This window comes from Bradyrhizobium sp. MV1.5, assembly GCF_055807615.1.
The window spans coordinates 15,402-31,104 of record NZ_JBVVPL010000007.1 but is presented as its reverse complement, the minus strand read 5'-3'; the positions used below and the strand labels follow the sequence as shown (position 1 = coordinate 31,104).

Genomic DNA, 15,703 nt, shown 5'->3' with positions numbered 1-15,703 from the left:
CCAAGCCCGCAAACCCGGAAATCCAGAAGTGATGTCCTGGTAGTTCAACGAATTCGACATTCCGGTTCGCGCTGCCCGCGCGCTCCGGAAGCGGAGAATGCTAGCGTTGCACCACGTCCTGGTTGCTGTGGTTGGAGGCCTGCTGCGGCCCACGCGCGCCCATCGCCGCGACCTCGGTCTTGAGGAGGGCGCCGGGACGCACGCGCTGCAGGCCGTTGACCACGATACGGTCGCCGGACTTCAGGCCCGCGGTGACGATGCGCAAGCCATCGACCGCGCCGCCGAGCGTGATCGGCCGATAGACCGCACGGCTGTCGTCGCCGACCGCCATCACGAACTTCTTGTCCTGGTCGGTGCCGATCGCGCGCTCATCGATCATCACGAGCGATTGCTGCTTGGGCTGGCCCATGCGCACGCGGGCGAACTGGCCGGGGATGAGGCGCCCGTCCTCGTTGTCGAACACCGCGCGGACACGGATGGTGCCGCTCTGGCCGTTGACCTGGTTGTCGATGAGCTGGATGTGGCCCTTCGCCGCGAGGCCGCCGGAGGTCGCCATCGCGACCGGGATCTGGTCGAGATTGCCGCGCTTGCCGGAGACCTCGGAAATCGAGTTCAACGCCCGCACCACCAGCTCTTCATCCGCATCGAATGACGCATAGATCGGGTTGACCGAGACTAGCGAAGTCAGCACCGGAGAGGCGGTGCCGGCGGCGACGAGATTGCCGACGGTGATTTCGATCTTGCCGACGCGGCCGTCCACGGGCGCACGCACCTCGGTGTAATCGAGATTGAGCTTTGCGGTCTGGAGCGTCGCCTCGGCCGCCTTCACGTTGGCGATGGCCTCGCGGTTGGCGTTGTCGCGCTGGTCATAGTCGCGCCGCGTCACGACGGCGTTGCCGACCAGTTGCGCGCCGCGCTCGAGTTCATTCTGCGTGAACACGACGCGCGCTTTCGCAGCTTCGAGCTGGGCCGCGGCCTTGTCGACCTCGGCCGCGTAGGGTGCCGGATCGATCTTGAACAGGATGTCGCCTGCCTTCACCAGCGCGCCTTCGGTGAAGTTGGTCGCAAGGATCGCACCCGCGACGCGCGGGCGAAGCTCGACGCGGTTGATGGCCTCGAGCCGGCCGGAGAAGTCGTCCCACAGCACGGTCTGCTTTGCTTCGATCAGCGCGATCGTGACAGGGACGGCTTGCTCGGCCGCGGCGGCCGTCGCGGTCGCCTGGGCGGCACGAAAGTAATGGCCGGTCGCAATCGAACCGGCCGCGGCGAGGGCGCCCACGATGGCCACGCCGCCGAGGAGGCGGCGGAAACGGCCGGTGCGGCGAGCATTTTGGGCAGTGTTTTGGGAGGGATGCATTTGCGCGCTCCAGATATGTAGTGTTCACTACAGATGTGGAGCTGGATACCGCAGCGCAAGATACTTATGTACCATTCACTAAGAAAATTGTAGCCCCTTACCGCAAGAGTTGGCAAGCGGAAGAGAAAATAAAGCGAGAACAAATAGATAGGATCAGGCGTTAGATCAGCGACGACGCCGATTTCGAGGAGAACAGGCACATGGGCATGGGACGCCCCCGCGAATTCGACGCCGAAACGGCGTTGGACCAGGCGATGGAAGTGTTTTGGCGTCATGGCTATGAGGGTGCCACGATCGCTCAGTTGACCGAAGCCATGGGGATCAACCCGCCCAGCCTCTATGCCTGTTTCGGCAACAAGGAAGGGCTGCTGAAGGCCGCGCTCGACCGCTATACAAAACTGCGCAATGTCTGGATGGACGAGGTGGTCGCGGCACCCACCGCCCGCGAAGTCGCCGAGCGGATGTTGATGGGCATCGCCGACAAGCAGACCGATCCCGCCAACCCGCCCGGTTGCCTGCTCGTGCAGGGCGGCATTGCATGCGGCACCGGATCAGAGAGCGTCCCCTTCGAGCTCGCCGCCCGTCGCGCCCAGAACGAGGACCAGCTTCGCGATCGTTTTGTTCGCGCCAAGGCCGAAGGCGATCTCAAGCCGACCTCGGATCCCGCGGCACTCGCGCGCTACGTCTCGGCCGTCTCGGTCGGCATGGGCGTGATGGCGTCCTCGGGCACCGACCGCGAGGCATTGCAGCAGGTCGCGAGTGTCGCCGTGCAGGCGGTCGAGGCGCAGTCGACTGAAAGAACATGACGACCGTTGGCGTCTTCGCCCCGATCATTTGACGGGTTGCGTGGCAGCCAACGACGGCGGCGGGACGAAGCCGCCGAACTCGCGTTCGATCAGTCCGGCGAGGGCAATCGTGGTGCGGTCCTCGAGATAAGGCCCGATGATCTGGACGCCGATCGGCAGGCCCGATGGTGTGCGCTCGATCGGAACGGCCGTTGCAGGCAGTCCGCAGGTCGAAGCGGGATCTGCCCAGATGAAGCACGCATCGGCATAGGGATAGAGCTGTCCGTCGATATCCAGTTGCCGCGCGTCGAACGGCTCGGACTGGTCCTGTGGAAAGGCCGGCACGGCGGCGGCGGGGTAGATCACTGCGTCGAAATCGCGGAACAGCTCCTGCCATCGTTGCTGCAGCCGCAAGCGCGCCGCATCGGTCGCCAGCCATTCACGATGAACCATCGCCCAGCCGCGCGCGCGCTCGGCCTGCAGGCTGCGGTCGTCGGGCGAGAGTGCCGCGGCAACTCCTTGCGCCTCTGCGAGGGCGGCCGGTGTCAGGCGCGGACTTCGCGCCGCGTTCAACAGCTTCATGTAGAGCCGCGCGGATTCGGCGAGGTCGGGCAGCGACGCACTCGAGCGCGCGACCCGTGCGCCTGATCGTTCGAGCCGTTCGGACAACCGCCCGATGGCGGAACGGACGGGATCGCCCGTCGGCATCAACGGATGCGTATCGATCACGAGAATCCTGAAATCCCTGAGCTGGTCGTGTCGCGGGGCGGGCAGCGCAAGACGATAGCCGATCCCGTCGCGCGTCTCGTCGGGGCCGGCGATCACGTCGAGGGCCAGCGCGAGATCCGAGGCAGTGCGCGTCATCGGTCCAACGACGGCGAGATCACCCTGGCCGGCAACGGGCGGCGCCGGCGGCAGGCTGTATCCGCGCAGCGGCACCAGGCCGAGGGTCGGCTTGTGTCCGAATACACCGCAGAAATGCGCGGGCACCCGGATCGAACCGCCGATATCCGAGCCGATCGAGAGCGGTCCGAATCCCGCAGCCAGCGCCGCGCCCGATCCGCCTGAAGAGCCGCCGGGCGATCGGCCGAGATCCCACGGATTGTTCGTCGTACCGTAGATCTCATTGTAGCTCTGGAAATCTCTGAGGCCGATCGGGATATTGGTCTTGCCGATGATGACAGCACCCGCCGCCTTCAACCGCGAGACGACAAGGGCGTCCACCGCCGGTTGGAAATCTTTGAAATGCGGAAAGCCCCATGTCGTCGGCAGGCCGGCGACGTTGAACGGTTCTTTCAACGTCACGGGGATGCCGAGCAACGGCAGGCGCTCGCCCCGGCCAAGCGCGGTATCGGCGGCGCGCGCGGCGTCTCGTGCGCGATCGAAATCGCGAACGATGACGGCATTGATCCGCCCGTCCAGCGCCTCGATGCGCGCGATCGTATGCTCGATCAACTCCGACGCAGAAAGCTTGCGCGCGTGCAGGGCGCTCAGCAATGTGCTGATCGAGCCGTAGTCCCAGTCAGTGGCGGTCAATCCGGGCGGCATCACGATCTCCATTGTCTTGCATCGCCGCGTCGATGTCGTTCGGCTGCAAATCGATCCGAATATCGAGCATGCAATTTGGCGGATGGGCTGAGGAGGCCGCGCAACGGGAACCAGATCTGTCCGCCGGTCGGGGGCCGGAGGCGGCGCCTGGCCATCAGATCGCGGGATACGCGCTTCCTGCCGCGGTCTATGCGGGATCGATGGGCTCTGTACGCGCTGCTGCTCACGTGGCATTGGGGGCGGTGAAGCCTGGATACTGACGAGCATGTTCGCCCTGACATTCCTTGGGACTTCGGCTAGCGTTCCGTCGGCGGAGCGCAACCATCCCGCTCTCCTCGTGGAGGCAGGGGGCAAGCGCGTCCTCATCGATTGCGGCGAGGGCACGCAGCGCCAGTTGCTCCGCAGCGGCACGGGATTTCGGCGGCTTGACCGCATCCTGCTGACGCATGCCCATCTCGATCACGTGCTCGGCATCCCCGGTCTCTTCTCGACGCTGGGGTTGCGCCAGCAATCCGACGCGATGACCGTTCATGGAGGGCAGGGCACCCTCGACATCGTCATCCGCATGCTTGCCGGGCTGTGGGGCGCGGGCAGGGCGCCGATCCCTGTGGAGTTCGCACCGCTGGCCGAAGGACAGGTTATCGACGCCGGTGACTTCACCATCGATTGCTTTCCGGTTCGCCACCGCGACACCGACAGCTTTGGTTTTTGCTTCCAGAGTCCGGCACGCCGCCATCTTGAGCAGGCGCGCCTCGCCGAGTTCGGTGTTCCCGATGGGCCGATGCGCGGAGAACTGGCCGCGGGACGACCAGTCGTGATCGCCGGCCGCACGATTGATCCCGAAGACGTCATGGGGCCGCCGAGCGGCGGCAGGAAGCTCGTGCTGATCGGCGACACCGAAACCACCGACGGGCTGTCCAAACATGTGGCCGACGCCGATCTGCTGGTGATCGAGGCGACCTTCCTCGAGCGCGACGCCGCGACCGCACGGGACTATGGCCACCTCACCGCACGCGAGGCGGCTTCATTTGCCGCCGCGAACAACGTCGGGCAACTCGTGCTGAATCACATGTCCGGGCGTTATCGCGACGAAGAGATTCTGGCCGAAGCGACAAGCGTTTTTCCAAACACGCGGATCGCCGCCGACTTCGATCGCATCGTGATTTAGCGGCACCGCTCAAAGAGAGCGCAACCTCTGACGGTCTGATTGTGGGCTGCTTAACCTGCGGTGGCTGGGGAACTAGGATTCGAACCTAGACAAACAGAGTCAGAGTCTGTTGTGCTACCGTTACACCATTCCCCAACGGAATAGCCGAACAAATTCAAGGACTTGTTGATTTGTCCGGCTGCGGCCGATGGCACTTATCGCGCAAATCACGGCTCAGGCGTGGAGGGTTTCTACCCGCTCGGCTGTGGGCTGGCAAGCGCTGCGACGCAGGGATGTTTTGCGGTCCACATGGGACGTGCGGGCCGTGGCATCGTGGGCTCCGGCGGAGCGCCGCGGCGGCGCGCGACCGTTTGCCTCATCCGAAAATCACGTTTCATGGTCGGATCGTCACGCACCGCATCGTCCTTCGGACACACGATCCAAGGAGATCCCTGATGCCCTATGTCGATGGTTTTGTGCTGGCCGTGCCGAAGGACAACATCGAGGCCTACAAGGCGCTGGCGAAAACGGCCTGCGCGATCTGGATGGAGTACGGTGCGCTCGATTACGTCGAGTGCATCGGCGACGACGTGCCCTATGGCGAGTTCACCTCGTTTCCGCGTGCCGTGATGGCGAAGGAGAACGAGATTGTGGTGTTTTCCTGGATCGTCTATCGCGACCGGGAGACTCGCGACGCCGTCAACAAGAAGGTGATGGCGGACCCTCGCCTGAAGTTGGACAGCATGCCGTTCGACGGCAAGCGCATGATCTATGGCGGCTTCACGACGCTGCTGAGGGCGAGCGACCCCGTGGGGTGAGGGCGCTGATCCGGCCCACATATCGGTGCTTGTCCATGCAGCATCGTGGCAAGCCGTTTTACTTGCCGGTACCGGGCCAGCATGCCATCCTCTCGTCGCCAGGCATAAACAAAGGGAAGCGGGCGCTTAGCCGGGCTTCCAAAAAATCTGGTTGGGGAAACCCTTTGGGAGGTCTGATTTCATGAGATTGAAGCACGTCACCGGGCTGCTTTGCGCGGCCGCGATGTCCCTTGCGCTCGCTTCAGCCGCGCAGGCCCAGGACAAGGTCGTCAAGATCGGCGCGATCCTGCCGATGTCGGGCGGCACCGCCTCGATCGGGGCGCACGCCAAGGCGGCGCTCGAGGTCGCCATGGACATCATCAACAGCGCTCATCCCGAACTCGGCGCTCTGCCGCTGGCCAAGAACGCAGGCCTTGCGGGCCTCGGCGGCGCCAAGATCGAGATCGTGTTCGCCGACAACCAGGGTAACCCGGCGACAGGCCAGAACCAGGCGCTGCGCCTGATCACGGAAGACAAGGTGGCCGCCGTGTTCGGCTCGTATCAGTCCGGCGTCACGCTGACCTCGAGCGCGATCGCCGAAAAATACGGCATTCCCTTCCTGAACTCCGAGTCGGTCGCCGCCAATCTCACCGAGCGCGGCTTCAAATGGTTCTTCCGCACCACGCCGATCGCCACCGACTTCGCCAAGGCCTATGTCGATTTCCTCGCCGACATCAAGGCGCAAGGCGCCAAGACCGATGCAATCGCGCTGGTTCACGACAACACCGAATACGGCACCTCGGTCGCCAACACGATCAGCGCCGCCTTCAAGGAGAAGGGCCAGGCCATCGCGGTTGACGTGGCCTATCCCGTCAACGCGACCGATGTTCAGGGCCAGGTGCTCCAGCTCAAGGACAAGAAGCCCGACGTGATCATCATGATCAGCTACACGTCGGATGCGATCCTGTTCGCCAAGACCATGCAGTCGCTCGACTACAAGCCGGCGGTGCTTTTGGCCGACGACGCCGGCTATTCAGATCCCTCCTTCATCAAGGCGGTCGGCAAGATATCGCAAGGCGTCTTCAACCGTTCGTCATGGTCGGTGGGGCCGGCCGGCTCGCCATCGGCCATTATCGCCGACATGTACAAGAAGAAGAGCGGCGAGGAGATGGACGACACCGTCGGCCGCCAGATGCAGGGCTTCTTCGTGTTGGCCGACGCGATCGACCGCGCCGGCTCGACCGATCCGGCGAAGATCCAGGCCGCGTTGAAGGCGACCGATCTGAAGCCCGAGCAATTGATGATGGGCTACAAGGGCGTGAAGTTCGACGACAAGGGCCAGAATATCCTCGCCTCCGGGCTCATCATCCAGCTCCAGGACGGCGAGAACTACAGCGCGGTATGGCCGAAGGCCAATGCCGCGAAGGCGCCGGTGCTGCCCTACAAGGGCTGGTGAGATTTGAAGGCGGGGCCGCGGGCCTCGCCTTTCCCGAAATGATTGATCAGAGCAACGCTGGCTCATGTCCTTTGTCCTCGTGCAGGTGATCGTCGGCGGTCTTCTGCTTGGCGCTGTCTATGCCCTGTTTTCCTCAGGCCTCACGCTGGTGTGGGGCATGATGAACATCGTCAATTTCGCGCATGGCGATTTCGTCATGCTCGGCATGTACGTGGCCTACGTCGTCTACACGCTCATGGGGGGAGGGCCGATCCTCGGCGCGCCGCTGGCGACGCTGGTGCTCGCGACCGTCGGCGTCGTGGTCTATTTCACCCTGATCCGCGACATCATGAAAGGGCCGATGCTGGCGCAGATCCTCGGCACTTTCGGGCTTGCGCTATTGCTGCGCTATTCCGTGTTCTGGTGGTTCGGCGCCAACTTCCTGTCGATGCCTCCGAACATCGTCGGCGGCACCTATGCGTTCGCGGGCTTGCGCATCGAGGCCTCGCGGTTGCTTGCCGGCGTGGTCGCGCTGCTCGTCACGCTCGGGCTGCATCTGCTGCTGACGCGGACGTCGCTCGGCTCGAAGATGCTGGCGGTGGCGGAGGATCAAACAGCGGCGCAACTGATGGGCATCCGTCCCGATACCATGCAGGCAATCGCCTGGGCGATTGCGGCCGGCGCCACCGGGCTTGCCGGCGCGCTGATCGCGAACTTCTTCTACATCGTTCCGACCGTCGGCGAGACGCTCGGCATCGTCGCCTTCGTCACCGTGTCGCTCGGCGGTTTTGGCAGTGTGCCGGGCGCCCTTGTCGCAGGCCTGCTGATCGGCGTGATCGAGTCCCTGTCGGGCTATCTGATCGGCGCGATCTACAAGGACATCGTCGTCTATGTCCTGTTCCTGCTCTTCCTCTGGTTCCGGCCACAGGGCCTGATGGGGAAGATGTGATGAGCAAGCTGTGATGCGGCGCTTGATCTGGCTCTCGGTTGTCGCGGCGATTGCGATCGCCTATCCGCTGCTGCTGTCCTCGCCGTTCCAGCAGCGCCTGGGCGCGCTGGTGCTGCTTTATGCGATTGCGGCATCCGCGTGGAATATCGTCGGCGGCTATGCGGGCCAGGTCTCGGTCGGCCACGTCGTGTTCTTCGGTTGCGGTGCTTATGCCGCGATGGGATCCTACGCAAAGTTCGGCCTGTCGCCCCTGTTCGGCATTCCCGGTGGGATCGTGCTCGCCGTGGGCCTGGCCGCGATCATCGGCGTGCCGACGCTGCGCCTGTCGGGCCATTATTTCAGCATGGCGACCATCGCGGTTGCCGAGACGATGCGGCTGATCGTGACCAACACCGACTGGCTCGGTGCGGCCGTCGGGCTCTCCGGGCCGACCGTGCCGCGCAACATCTTCGATCTCTCGTTCCTGTCGTCGCTGCCGTATTATTATCTCTTCCTCGCAATCCTCGCGATCACGCTGCTGATCACCTGGTGGATGACCAACAGCCGCATGGGATTTTACCTGCGCGCGATCAAGGATTCCGAGCGTGCGGCGCGCTCGCTCGGCGCACCCGCCAGCCGCACCAAGCTCTACGCCTACATGCTGAGTGCGGCGCTGACGAGCGTCGCCGGCGCGCTCTATGCCATGATGTTCGGCTTCGTCGATCCCGAGTCCGGGTTCGGCATCCTGATCTCGGTGAAAATCCTGATCATGGGGGCGCTGGGCGGGGCAGGGCTGCTGTTCGGGCCGCTGGTCGGTGCCGCGATCCTGGTGCCGCTGGAGGAGATCTCAAACAGCTGGCTCGGCGGCAAGGGCGCCGGACTCACCTTCGTGCTCTATGGCGCGATCATCGTGGTGATCGCGCGCTTCCAGCCCGGCGGTCTGCTCAGCCTGTTCACGCGGCGCAGCAAGCCGACAAAGGACACCGGAGCTGGCCATGCTCCTTGAGGCACGCGCAATCACAAAAGCGTTCGGCAGCTTCAAGGCGGTGGACGACGCCTCCGTGACTTTGGAGCAAGGCGATATCCTCGGCCTGATCGGCCCGAATGGCGCGGGCAAGTCCACCTTCTTCAATTGCCTGACTGGCGATCTCAAGACCACTTCGGGCCGTGTCCTGTTCGAGGGTCGCGACATCACCGACTTCACGCCGGAGCTGCGCGCCGGGCTTGGGCTTGCCCGTACCTTCCAGGTGCCGCAGACCTTTGAGGGCATGACGGTGCTGGAAAACGTCATGATCGGCGCGTTCCTGCGCACCTCGCATCGCAAGGACGCCGAGACCAGAGCGCGCGCGGTGCTCGAGCGCGTCGGCATGATCAGGCTTGCGGATGCGCCGGCGCGCTCGCTCGGCACGCCTGGTCGCAAGAGGCTGGAGATCGCGCGGGCGCTGGCAACCGAACCGAAGGTGCTTCTGCTCGACGAAGCCATGGCCGGCCTCAACGCCCATGAGGTGAGGCTCGCCATCGACCTAGTGCGCGACATTCATCGTTCCGGCATCACGCTCGTGATCGTCGAGCACATCATGGAAGTGATCATGTCGCTCGCCAGCCGCGTGATGGTGTTCCACCAGGGCAAGGAGATCGCCCGCGGCTCGCCGCGCGAGGTGACATCCAACCCGGCGGTGATCGAGGCCTATCTCGGCAAGCGCGCAGCCAAGGCAGCCGCCGGCCACACGCCGGTCGAACTGATGGGCGGGCCGGACCTATGAACGGGCCGTTGCTGCGGATCGAGCACCTCGAGGTGCGCTACGGCGATCTCATCGGCGTGTCCGACGTCTCGCTGGAGGTTCCCGAAGGCAGCGTGGTCGCGCTGCTCGGCTCTAATGGTGGCGGCAAGACCACGACGCTGAACGCGATCGCCGGCCTCATTCCCGTGCATTCCGGATCGATCCGCTTTCGCGGCGAGGACATCGCCGGCGAGAGGGCCTTTGCGATCGTGCGCAAGGGGCTGGCGCTGTCGCCGGAAGGCTGGCGGCTGTTCGTGCAGCAGAGCGTCGAAAACAATTTGATGCTTGGCGCAACGCCGCTGCGCGACAAGTCGCGCCAGGCCACGCTGCTCGAACGCGTCTACGAGATCTTTCCGCGTCTGAAGGAGCGCCGCAACCAGCGCGCCGGCACGATGTCCGGCGGCGAGCGGCAGATGCTCGCGGTCGGGCGCGCGCTGATGAGCGACCCGAAGCTGTTGATGCTGGATGAACCTTCGCTCGGTCTCGCGCCGGCGGTGGTCGAGTCCATGTACGAGACGTTCGGCCGCCTGCATCGCGAGGGCCTGACCATTCTGCTCGCCGAGCAGTCGATCGAGCTCGCACTGGAGGTCTCGGATTTCGCCACAGTGCTCCAGGTCGGCAAGAGCGTGTTGTCAGGTACGGCGGCGGCGCTCGCGGAGGACCCGCAGGTGCAGAAGGCTTATCTCGGCGTGGACTGACTGATTGCCGCCCATGGCCTGCAGCAGAAGAGGGATGACGCGCAGCTTCTACGTCGGCTAGGGCCATCTCGTGCACGCCCCAACATCGGCGGCAGTCACCAGATCATCCGCCTGGGCGCAAGATGCCGTCAGGTTCGCGTCGAGAAAAAGCGTCAAAAGAAGAGACTGGAGCTCCGTTCCGTTCCGTCGGAACGGAAATGGCTCTAGCGGCGCTACTTGATCTTATCGTAGGCAGCCGCGAAATCGCCGAGCGGCATCGGGATCGCGATCGTTTCCTTGGCCATGTTCTGGAAGGAGACCTTGAGCTGTTTGCCCGACCGCAAGGTCGCAAGCAGGTCCGGCGCGATCGGCGTGGAGGCGTAGCAGCCGCGGTTCTCGCAGGTCTGGATCTGGAGATCGACCGTCTTGCCCTCGTCGACCTGGAGCTTGGCGCCGATGGGAAGGTTGAGGCCGAGCGGCAATTGCAGCAGCGCGACTGGTGTGCGGGTGTCGGGCGCGACACGGATGTTGATCAGGACGATGGTCTGGCCGGTCTTGGTCAGCACCGCGTTCTGCTCCATCGCGCATTCGAGCGGCGCGTCGCGGCTGACGCTGGTGCAGCGCACGACCCAACCGGGCTGCTGCGCCGGAGCGCCGTCAGCCTGCGGCTGCGTCGGAGCCGGCGCGGGCTGTGCCGCCGGAGCAGAGGGAGCCGCGCTCTTCTTGGCGCCCTGCTGGGCATGCGCGGCACCCGCCGACAACAGGACAGCGGCGGCAAGGGCGACAAGTCTGGATTGCATGGGCATGGCAAGACCGCGTTCACGTGAACCGAGGGCCTCGCTGTAACGTCGTGAGACGCGCGGTGCAAGCTGCTACTCGGCAGCCTCCTTAACGGTGCCGTGCTCGACTGTCTCGTCGCCTTCGCCGTCACCCTTACGGCCCCAGCCCGAGAACCAGTTGTTGAGCTCGTCGAGATAGAGATAGACGACCGGGGTGGTGAACAGCGTCAGCGCCTGGCTGACGATCAGACCGCCGACCATGGCGTAGCCGAGCGGTTGGCGAATTTCGGCGCCGGTGCCGTGGCCGAGCATCAGCGGCACGCCGCCGAGCAGGGCAGCCATTGTCGTCATCATGATCGGACGGAAGCGCAACAGCGCCGCCTGCCGGATCGATTCCGCCGGCGTCTTGTGCTCATCGCGCTCAGCGGCGATGGCGAAGTCCACCATCATGATGCCGTTCTTCTTTACGATGCCGATCAGCAGAATGACTCCGATCAAAGCAATGAGGCTGAACTCGAAGCCCGCCGCCATCAGAATCGCGAGCGCGCCGACGCCTGCCGAGGGCAGGGTCGACAGAATTGTGATCGGATGGATGTAGCTCTCGTAGAGGATGCCGAGGATCAGATAGACCACGACCAGCGCGGCGAGGATGAGGAGCGGCACGGTGCCGAGCGACTGCTGGAACGCCTGTGCCGTGCCCTGGAAGCTCGAATTGAGCGTCGGCGGCGCGCCGAGATCGGCCATCGCCTTCTGCACGGCCTCGGTGGCCTGGCCGAGCGCGACGCCCTGGGCGAGGTTGAAGCTGATCGTGATCGCCGGGAACTGGCCCTGGTGGCTGATCGAGAGCGGGCGAACCGGATCGGTGCTCCAGGTCGCAAACGTCGACAGCGGCACCTGGTCGCCGGTCAGCGGAGATTTCAGGTAGAGCTTGTTCAGGCTCTCGAGGCTGCCCTGCATCTCCGGCAGGATCTCGAGGATCACCTTGTAGGTGTTGAGCTGGGTGAAATACTGCGTGACTTGGCGCTGTCCGAAGGCGTCGTACAGCGTGTCGTCGATCAGCTGCGGCTGGATGCCGTAACGCGCAGCCGTATCGCGGTTGATCTTGAGCTGAACCGTGGTGCCCTGGGTCTGCTGGTCGGTCGCGACGTCGCGCAGTTGCGGCAAGGTCTGCATCTTGGCGAGGATCTTCGGCGCCCAGTCGTTGAGCTCGGCGAGATCGGCGTCCTGCAGGGTGAACTCGAACTGCGTACGCGTCGGCCGGCCGCCGAGCCGGACGTCCTGGGCCGCCTGCATGTAGAGGCGGGCGCCGGACACCTTCTCGAGCTTGGGACGCAGCCGCGCGATGATCTGCTGCGCGGAAGCATCGCGCTGGTTGCGCGGCTTCAGCGTGATGAACAGGTTGCCATTGTTACCGGCCCTCCCGCTGCCGCCGATCGCCATGGCGACGCTGGCAATGTCCGGATCCGCCATGATGACCTTGCCGAGAGCTTCCTGACGCTCCTGCATGGCCTTGAAGGAAATATCCTGAGAGGCCTCGGAAGTCGCAGTGATCAGGCCAACGTCCTGCTGCGGAAAGAAGCCCTTCGGGATCAGCACGAACAGATAGACCGACAGGGCAAGAGTCGCGAAAAAGATCGCGAGCGTGGTGCGGCGCCAGCTCAGGGCGTGGTCGAGCACCCATTCGTATCCGCGCAGCATCGCATCGAAGCCGCGCTCGCTCCACTGGTAGAACTTGCCGTGGGTGACCTCGCCATGGGCGCGCAGGAAGCGCGAGGCCATCATCGGGGTCAGGGTCAGCGACACGAACATCGAGACGAAGATCGTCATCGCCAGCACGACGGCGAATTCGCGGAACAGGCGCCCGATGATCCCGCCCATCAGCAGCAGCGGAATCAGGACCGCGACCAGCGAGATGCTGATCGACACGATGGTGAAGCCGATTTCCTTCGAGCCCTTGAAGGCCGCCGCCATCGGCGATTCGCCTTCCTCGATGTAGCGCGTGATGTTCTCGAGCATCACGATGGCGTCGTCGACGACGAATCCGACCGCGATGGTGAGCGCCATCAGCGACAGATTGTCGAGCGAATAGCCGAATACCCACATCAGCGCGCAGGCGCCCAGCAACGCCAGCGGCACCGTGATGGTGGGAATGACGGTTGCCCAGAAGCTGCGCAGGAAGATGAAGATGACCATGACCACCAGCGCAATGGTCAGTAGCAGCGTGAACTGGACGTCTTCGACCGCGGCGCGGATCGTGGTGGTGCGGTCGCTGATCACCTCGATCTTGATCGCGGGCGGGATCGCTGCGACGAGGCGAGGCAACGTCGCCTTGATCCGATCGACGGTCTCGATGACGTTGGCGCCCGGCTGCTTGAACACCACCAGGAACACGCCGCGCTTGCCGTTGGCCCAGGCCGCCTGCTTGGCGTCCTCGGGGCCGCTGACCGCCTGGCCGATGTCGCGGATACGCAAGGGACCGCCGTTGCGATAGGCGATGATGACGTCGTTCCAGTCCTTGGCCTGGGTGAGCTGGTCGTTGGCGTAGATCGTGTAGGCACGCTTCGGGCCGTCAATGTTGCCCTTGGGGCTGTCGACCGTGGTGATCGCGATCTGGCTGCGCACGTCCTCCATCGACAGGCCCTTGGCGACGAGTTTCGCCGGGTCGATCTGAATGCGGATGGAGGGCTTTTGCTGGCCGCCGATGAAGACCTGCGCCACGCCCGAGAGCTGGCTGATCTGCTGGGCGAGCTGGGCATCGACCGCGTCGCTGACGCTGGTCAGCGGCATTGTCTCGGAGGTTGCCGACAACAGCAGGATCGGTGCATCGGCCGGGTTGACCTTGCGGTAGGTCGGCGGCGAGGGCAGGTTCTTCGGCAGCTGACCGCTCGCTGCGTTGATGGCGCCCTGCACGTCGTTGGCGGCGCCGTCGATGCTGCGGTTGAGGTCGAACTGGATGGTGATCGACGCGGTGCCCAGATAGCTCGTCGAGGTCATCTGGGCGATGCCCGGGATCTGGGCGAATTGCCGTTCGAGCGGCTGGGCCACCGACGAGGCCATGGTCTCCGGGCTGCCGCCCGGCAGATTGGCGGTGATCTGGATGGTCGGGAAGTCCACCTGCGGCAGGGGCGCGACGGGCAGCAGGGGATAGGCGACGAGACCGACGAAGAGAATGCCGGCCATCAGCAGCGAGGTGCCGATGGGATAACGGATGAAAGGTGCCGAAATCCCGCCCGCGTTCATTCCCGTCGAACCTTGTTCTGGGCCGGATCCGTACTCGCCACGGCCGTGGAGACGAGGCTTCCGGGCTGGACCTTGAATTGGCCGCCGGTGATCACCTGCTGCCCGGGCGTGAGCCCTTCGTCGACGACCGAACGTCCGTCGATGGCGTAGCTGACCTTGATCTTGTGCACCTCAGCCTTGTTGTCCTGATTGACGGAATAGGCGTAGAGGCCGTTGGTGGAGTGCTGGACCGCGTCATCCGGGACAACAGTCGCATCCTTCAGGGTGCGCACCAGCAGGCGGGTCGACACCGACTGCCCGGGCCACAGCGCATGGTCCTTGTTGTCGAACACCGCCTTGAGCCGGATCGTGCCGCTGCTGGTGTCGACCTGGTTGTTGATGACCGCGAGCTTGCCCTCGGCCAGCGTCTTCTTGCCGTCGGTCGTGAAGGCGATCACCCTGAGCGCGCCGGCCTTCTGGCCCTCGCTGATATAGGGCAGCTGATCCTCCGGCGCGGTGAAGATCACCGAGATCGGCTCGACCTGCGAGATCGTGACGATGCCGGTCTGCGTCGAGGAATTGACGATGTTGCCGACGTCGACCTGGCGCAGGCCCGCGACGCCGGTGATCGGCGCCTTGACCTGGGTGTAGTCAAGCTGGGTCTGCGCGTTGGAGATCGAAGCTTCGTCGGCGGCGATCTGCGCGGTAAGCTGGGCGACCGTGGAGCGCTGGGTATCGACCCGTTGTGCGGTGGCGAATTCGCCGAGCTTCATGGCGCGCTGGAGCTCGAGATTGGCGTTGGCCAGATTTGCCTCGTCCTGGGCCTTCTTGGCCTTGGCCTGGTCGAGCGTGGCCTGATAGGGGCGGGGATCGATCGAGGCGAGGAGCTCGCCCTCCTTGACGATCTGGCCTTCGGTGAAGGCGATCTTGTCGATTTGGCCGTCCACCCTGGTCCGGACTTGGACGGTGTTGAAGCCCGCAACCGTGCCGAGACCGGTCAGATATACCGGAAAGTCCACCGTCTGGACCGGAGAAACGCTCACGGGGACGGCGGGCGGGCGCTGCGGCCCCTTCTGCGCGGTCTGGGTTTTTCCGGCGTCGGGCGAGCCGAATTTCTGCCAACCATAGTAACCCGCGGAGGCCACGGCCGCGATGATCAGAATCCAAAGGATCGGCCGGGACTTTTTCATATCGTCTCGTGTCGGCTCTTATGCCTTAAACTACGAATTATGAGGCAATCATAGGGTTCC

Annotated in this window: 13 protein-coding genes and 1 tRNA gene; 8 read left to right on the top strand and 6 right to left on the bottom strand. The window is 64.4% G+C overall.

Annotated elements, in window-relative coordinates:
- Window positions 1–100 precede the first annotated feature (100 nt).
- Entirely contained in the window at window positions 101–1,357 is a 1,257-nt protein-coding gene (locus AC0L2J_RS09055) for an efflux RND transporter periplasmic adaptor subunit (RefSeq protein WP_473388867.1), read from the bottom strand.
- A gap of 200 nt (window positions 1,358–1,557) precedes the next feature.
- Here AC0L2J_RS09055 and AC0L2J_RS09050 point away from each other — a divergent pair, with 200 nt between their 5' ends.
- On the top strand, window positions 1,558–2,163 hold the full coding sequence (locus AC0L2J_RS09050) for a TetR/AcrR family transcriptional regulator (RefSeq protein WP_007608985.1): 606 nt from the start codon (window positions 1,558–1,560) through the stop codon (window positions 2,161–2,163).
- A 24-nt stretch (window positions 2,164–2,187) separates the two neighbouring features.
- Here the strand turns inward: AC0L2J_RS09050 and AC0L2J_RS09045 are convergent, their stop codons facing one another.
- On the bottom strand, window positions 2,188–3,690 hold the full coding sequence (locus AC0L2J_RS09045) for an amidase (protein ID WP_473388861.1): 1,503 nt from the start codon (window positions 3,688–3,690) through the stop codon (window positions 2,188–2,190).
- A 265-nt stretch (window positions 3,691–3,955) separates the two neighbouring features.
- Here AC0L2J_RS09045 and rnz point away from each other — a divergent pair, with 265 nt between their 5' ends.
- Complete coding sequence (gene rnz / locus AC0L2J_RS09040) at window positions 3,956–4,858, top strand: ribonuclease Z (RefSeq protein WP_473388857.1); 903 nt, start codon at window positions 3,956–3,958, stop codon at window positions 4,856–4,858.
- A 61-nt stretch (window positions 4,859–4,919) separates the two neighbouring features.
- Here the strand turns inward: rnz and AC0L2J_RS09035 are convergent.
- A tRNA-Gln gene (locus tag AC0L2J_RS09035) sits at window positions 4,920–4,993 on the bottom strand.
- Between the two features lie 299 nt (window positions 4,994–5,292).
- Between AC0L2J_RS09035 and AC0L2J_RS09030 the strand changes: the two genes are divergently transcribed.
- The 6 genes from AC0L2J_RS09030 (at window position 5,293) to AC0L2J_RS09005 (ending at window position 10,476) form a co-directional block, all read left to right on the top strand.
- On the top strand, window positions 5,293–5,655 hold the full coding sequence (locus tag AC0L2J_RS09030; protein ID WP_007608994.1) for a DUF1428 domain-containing protein: 363 nt from the start codon (window positions 5,293–5,295) through the stop codon (window positions 5,653–5,655).
- Window positions 5,656–5,836: 181 nt separating this feature from the next.
- Window positions 5,837–7,090, top strand: coding sequence for an ABC transporter substrate-binding protein (locus AC0L2J_RS09025; RefSeq protein WP_007608997.1), 1,254 nt, complete (start codon window positions 5,837–5,839; stop codon window positions 7,088–7,090).
- Window positions 7,091–7,154: 64 nt separating this feature from the next.
- Window positions 7,155–8,018, top strand: a complete 864-nt coding sequence (locus tag AC0L2J_RS09020) for a branched-chain amino acid ABC transporter permease (RefSeq protein ID WP_007608999.1) — start codon at window positions 7,155–7,157, stop codon at window positions 8,016–8,018.
- A gap of 13 nt (window positions 8,019–8,031) precedes the next feature.
- On the top strand, window positions 8,032–9,003 hold the full coding sequence (locus AC0L2J_RS09015) for a branched-chain amino acid ABC transporter permease (protein WP_473388850.1): 972 nt from the start codon (window positions 8,032–8,034) through the stop codon (window positions 9,001–9,003).
- The gene (locus AC0L2J_RS09010; RefSeq protein ID WP_007609003.1) at window positions 8,993–9,760 is read left to right on the top strand and encodes an ABC transporter ATP-binding protein; all 768 of its coding nucleotides are present in this window, start codon (window positions 8,993–8,995) and stop codon (window positions 9,758–9,760) included. The genes AC0L2J_RS09015 and AC0L2J_RS09010 overlap by 11 nt, the downstream gene beginning before the upstream one ends.
- Window positions 9,757–10,476, top strand: a complete 720-nt coding sequence (locus AC0L2J_RS09005) for an ABC transporter ATP-binding protein (protein WP_063992809.1) — start codon at window positions 9,757–9,759, stop codon at window positions 10,474–10,476. The genes AC0L2J_RS09010 and AC0L2J_RS09005 overlap by 4 nt, the downstream gene beginning before the upstream one ends.
- A 212-nt stretch (window positions 10,477–10,688) precedes the next feature.
- On the opposite strand, the gene AC0L2J_RS09000 is transcribed toward AC0L2J_RS09005, so the two are convergent.
- From AC0L2J_RS09000 to AC0L2J_RS08990, 3 genes are all read right to left on the bottom strand, one after another.
- Entirely contained in the window at window positions 10,689–11,261 is a 573-nt protein-coding gene (locus AC0L2J_RS09000) for an invasion associated locus B family protein (RefSeq protein ID WP_063992808.1), read from the bottom strand.
- A 66-nt stretch (window positions 11,262–11,327) separates the two neighbouring features.
- Window positions 11,328–14,474: a multidrug efflux RND transporter permease subunit gene (locus AC0L2J_RS08995; RefSeq protein WP_007609008.1), complete on the bottom strand. Its 3,147-nt coding sequence runs from the start codon at window positions 14,472–14,474 to the stop codon at window positions 11,328–11,330.
- Complete coding sequence (locus AC0L2J_RS08990; protein WP_473388844.1) at window positions 14,471–15,643, bottom strand: efflux RND transporter periplasmic adaptor subunit; 1,173 nt, start codon at window positions 15,641–15,643, stop codon at window positions 14,471–14,473. Before AC0L2J_RS08990 ends, AC0L2J_RS08995 begins: the two co-directional genes overlap by 4 nt.
- Window positions 15,644–15,703 lie beyond the last annotated feature (60 nt).

Coding starts and splice junctions, on each gene's coding strand:
- AC0L2J_RS09055 (WP_473388867.1), bottom strand. CDS start 1,357: ATGCATCCCTCCCAAAACACTGCCCAAAATGCTCGCCGCACCGGCCGT.
- AC0L2J_RS09050 (WP_007608985.1), top strand. CDS start 1,558: ATGGGCATGGGACGCCCCCGCGAATTCGACGCCGAAACGGCGTTGGAC.
- AC0L2J_RS09045 (WP_473388861.1), bottom strand. CDS start 3,690: ATGCCGCCCGGATTGACCGCCACTGACTGGGACTACGGCTCGATCAGC.
- rnz (WP_473388857.1), top strand. CDS start 3,956: ATGTTCGCCCTGACATTCCTTGGGACTTCGGCTAGCGTTCCGTCGGCG.
- AC0L2J_RS09030 (WP_007608994.1), top strand. CDS start 5,293: ATGCCCTATGTCGATGGTTTTGTGCTGGCCGTGCCGAAGGACAACATC.
- AC0L2J_RS09025 (WP_007608997.1), top strand. CDS start 5,837: ATGAGATTGAAGCACGTCACCGGGCTGCTTTGCGCGGCCGCGATGTCC.
- AC0L2J_RS09020 (WP_007608999.1), top strand. CDS start 7,155: ATGTCCTTTGTCCTCGTGCAGGTGATCGTCGGCGGTCTTCTGCTTGGC.
- AC0L2J_RS09015 (WP_473388850.1), top strand. CDS start 8,032: ATGCGGCGCTTGATCTGGCTCTCGGTTGTCGCGGCGATTGCGATCGCC.
- AC0L2J_RS09010 (WP_007609003.1), top strand. CDS start 8,993: ATGCTCCTTGAGGCACGCGCAATCACAAAAGCGTTCGGCAGCTTCAAG.
- AC0L2J_RS09005 (WP_063992809.1), top strand. CDS start 9,757: ATGAACGGGCCGTTGCTGCGGATCGAGCACCTCGAGGTGCGCTACGGC.
- AC0L2J_RS09000 (WP_063992808.1), bottom strand. CDS start 11,261: ATGCCCATGCAATCCAGACTTGTCGCCCTTGCCGCCGCTGTCCTGTTG.
- AC0L2J_RS08995 (WP_007609008.1), bottom strand. CDS start 14,474: ATGAACGCGGGCGGGATTTCGGCACCTTTCATCCGTTATCCCATCGGC.
- AC0L2J_RS08990 (WP_473388844.1), bottom strand. CDS start 15,643: ATGAAAAAGTCCCGGCCGATCCTTTGGATTCTGATCATCGCGGCCGTG.